We start from the raw sequence: 3504 nt of genomic DNA, 5'->3' as shown, positions 1-3504 counted from the left end.
GGTGACCCGGTCGGCATGGCGCTCGAGTTTCTTGACCGTGGCGCCGGTGCGGATCTCCATTCCCTGCTTCTCGAAGGCCTTGCGCGCGAAGGCGCTGATCTCCGCGTCCTCGACGGGCAGCACGCGGTCCTGCACCTCGACCACCGTCGCCTGCGCGCCCATCGTGTGATAGAAGCTCGCGAACTCCACGCCGATCGCACCCGACCCGATGACCAGCAGGCGGTCCGGCATGTGCGGCGGCTTCAGCGCGTGGCGATAGGTCCAGACGCGCGTGCCGTCGGCCTCGAGACCCGGCAGTTCACGGGCGCGGGCGCCGGTGGCGATCACGACGTGCGGGGCCTCCAGCACCTCCTCGCCCGTCTCTGTGGTCACGGCGACGCGGCCCTCGCCCGCAAGACGCCCGGCGCCGCGCACGACGGTCACCCTGTTCTTCTTCATCAGGTGGTCGACACCGGACGCGAGTTGCCCCGCGACCTTGCGCGAGCGGTCGATCACCTTGTCGAAGTCGAAGCTGATACCCTCAGCCGCGAGGCCGAAGTCGCCCGCGCGGTGCATCTGGTGGTAGAGTTCGGAGGTGCGCAGCAGCGCCTTCGTCGGGATGCAGCCCCAGTTGAGGCAGATGCCGCCCATGTGCTCGCGCTCGACGATGGCGACCGAGAGGCCGAGCTGCGCGGCGCGGATGGCACAGACGTAGCCCCCCGGCCCCGCGCCGATCACGATGACATCGAAAGACCTGCTCGCCATGTCGCCTCCTGCCGCGTACTTCGCGGCAGAACGCTATGCGAAACGTCCCTCGGGGACAATGGCGTGCCGGTCGCTCAGGCCGCCGCGACCTCTTCCATGCCGCGGACCACGGCGCCGTAACCGCCGCCATCGAGGAAGCTCTTCTCGGGCGTCGTGTCCGCGCGGCCCAGCGCCGCGTTGCGGTAGGGGAAACGGCCGAAGCGGCGGATCACCTCGCGGTGGGCGCGCGCATGGATCAGGTTATCGGCGCCCGACTCCGGCATCCGCTCGCAGATGAGGCGCACCGAGCGGTCCTGATCGCAGAGGTTCTCCGAGTGCATGAGCGGCAGGTAGAAGAACTGCCGCGCCGGCTCGTCGATCCGCAGGTCCCAGCCGCGCTGGATTGCCGATTTTGCCGCCGCGAGCGCAGCCACGTCGGTCTCGAAGGCGCGCGGCGTCCCGCGGAACATGTTGCGCGGGAACTGGTCGGTGAGGATGATGTAGGCCAGCGCGCCCGAGGGGTAGGTGAGCCAGAGCGCGAAGCGGCCCTCCGCCGCGCCCTCCCACATGCCCAGAAAGCGCTCGCGGATGCGGGCGTCGAGGCCGGGGTCGACCTTGTACCATCCGTCCGGCCCGACCTCGTCGAGCCAGAAACTCAGGACCTCCTCCGCGCCGGTCATCCCGTACTCCCTTGTGTCGAGACAATTTTTACACAAGGACCAGTAAAGACCCGCATCCGCCGCGGCTCAAGCGCTCGTCTTTCACGAATTGCAACAGCCCTGACGCGCGCCTCACGCGCCGCTTCCCGGATTTTCCTGTTCCTCCAGCGCGGTATCGATCGCGTATTCCTGGGCGAACTCGACGGCGACCGGGGTCACGGTCGGCCCGAGCGGTGCGTAGCTGCCCGTTTCTTCGGCAGCCGGCGCCGGCCGGCGCGTCATCCGCCACGCGGCATAGATCGACAGCAGCGCGAAGAAGCCCGCGATGGTGGCGAAGAACCCCGGCGGGCCGACCACCTGCATGCCCCAGCCCGTCGCCAGCGGACCGATGATGGCGCCGACCCCGTTGACGAAGACGAGCCCGCTCGACGCGGCGGCCATGTCCTCGGCCTCGAGGAAGTCGTTGGTATAGGCGATGAGCAGCGAATAGAGCGGGTTGGCCACCGCGCCGATCGCGAAGGCCGCCGCCAGCAGGAACTCGGTCCGCGCGGCACCGAGCATGAGGCCCAGCACCGCGCCCGCCGTGCCCACGACCGACAGGCCGAGGATCAGCACCCGGCGGTCCATCCGGTCCGACAGCCAGCCGAGCGGATACTGCAGCACCAGCGCGCCGACGAAGAAGGCCGACACGAAGACCGAGATCTCGCGCACCGAAAGCCCCGCCGCGGCGCCGTAGACCGCCGACATGCCGAACTGCGCCGAGAAGACCGTGCCGAGAAGGAGCATCCCGATCAGGCCGAGGGGCGAGGCGCGGTAGAGCTCCGCGAGCGTCATCCGCTTGGCGGTGCCGAAGGCCGGCGCCGGCGCCACCGACAGCAGGATCGGCGCGAAGGAGATGGAGACCAGAACCGCCGGGATCACGAAGAGCACGAAGCCCGAGGGGTCCGCCACCACGAGAAGCGCCTGCCCGAGGATCAGCCCGATCATCTGCACCAGGACGTAGATGGCGAGCGTCTGGCCCCGCGTCTCGTTGGTCGACGTGTTGTTGAGCCAGCTCTCGGCGGTGACGTAGACGCCCGAGAAGCAGAAGCCGATGATCAGCCGCCCCACCGACCAGGCCCAGGGGTCGGTGAAGACCGGAAAGAGGATCACCACCGCCGAGACCATGGAGGCCAGCGCCGAGAAGACGCGCACATGCCCCACCCGCGCGATCATGCGCGGCGCCATGCGCGAGCCGCCGAGGAAGCCCACGAAATAGGCCGCCATCACGATCGACATCTCGAAGGCCGAGAACCCCTCGATCTCGCCCCGCACGCCGAGGAGCGTCCCCTGCAGGCCGTTGCCGATCATCAGCAGAAGAAGCCCGAGCAGGAGCGCCCAGGCGCTGTTGAGCACGCTCAGCATGGTGTCCCCGTTTCCACGCGGTCCGCCCGCGCCGGTCTTGCCGAAAGGCGCCGGGCCGCGCGCGTCACTCCGGCACCAGAAGCGAGGCGTCGCCGTAGGAGAAGAAGCGATACCGTTCCGTGATCGCGTGAGCGTAGATCCGCCGGATCCGCTCGGTCCCCATGAAGGCCGCGACGAGCATCATCAGCGTGGATTTCGGCAGGTGGAAATTGGTCATCAGCGCGTCGGCCGCGCGGAACTCGAACCCCGGATAGATGAAGATGTCCGTGTCGCCCGACCATGCCACCACCTCGCCGCCCTGCCCCGCGGTCTCCAGCAGGCGCAGCGCGGTCGTGCCCACCGGGATGATGCGCCCGCCCGCGCGGCGCGTCCCGGCGATTTCGGCGGCCGCCTCTTCGCTCACCTCGCCCCATTCGGCGTGCATGCGATGCTCGGTCACGTCGTCCACCTTCACCGGCAGGAAGGTGCCCGCGCCGACGTGCAGCGTGACGTGGGTCATGCCGATTTCCGCGGCGCGCAGCGCGTCGAGCAGCGCCTCGTCGAAATGCAGGCTCGCCGTCGGGGCGGCCACCGCGCCGGGGCGGCGGGCCCAGACGGTCTGATAGTCCTCGGTGTCCCGCGCATCCGCGGCGCGGCGGCGCTCGATGTAGGGCGGCAGCGGCATGGCGCCGGGGCGCGCCCGCGCCCCGTCGAAATCCATGCCGGTGAGGTCGCACTC

At 69.5% G+C, this 3504-nt stretch carries 4 protein-coding genes; all 4 read right to left on the bottom strand.

The features are described from left to right. The coding region (locus ACESL7_RS09370; protein ID WP_372893058.1) for an FAD-dependent oxidoreductase at positions 1–744 on the bottom strand (744 nt) is incomplete at its 3' end. Positions 745–818: 74 nt separating this feature from the next. Then, positions 819–1403 carry a DUF924 family protein gene (locus ACESL7_RS09365; RefSeq protein ID WP_372893057.1) on the bottom strand — a complete coding sequence of 195 codons (585 nt, stop codon included), beginning with the start codon at positions 1401–1403 and terminating at the stop codon, positions 819–821. A 111-nt stretch (positions 1404–1514) separates the two neighbouring features. Further along, on the bottom strand, positions 1515–2786 hold the full coding sequence (locus ACESL7_RS09360; RefSeq protein WP_372893056.1) for an MFS transporter: 1272 nt from the start codon (positions 2784–2786) through the stop codon (positions 1515–1517). 64 nt (positions 2787–2850) lie between these two features. Continuing rightward, a partial coding sequence (queA, locus tag ACESL7_RS09355) for a tRNA preQ1(34) S-adenosylmethionine ribosyltransferase-isomerase QueA (protein WP_372893055.1) occupies positions 2851–3504 on the bottom strand: 654 nt, incomplete at its 5' end.

This window comes from Rhodosalinus sp. (genome assembly GCF_041685465.1).
GTDB lineage: Bacteria > Pseudomonadota > Alphaproteobacteria > Rhodobacterales > Rhodobacteraceae > Rhodosalinus.
The sequence above is the reverse complement of the archived record's forward strand: the minus strand, read 5'-3'. Positions and strand labels throughout refer to the sequence as shown.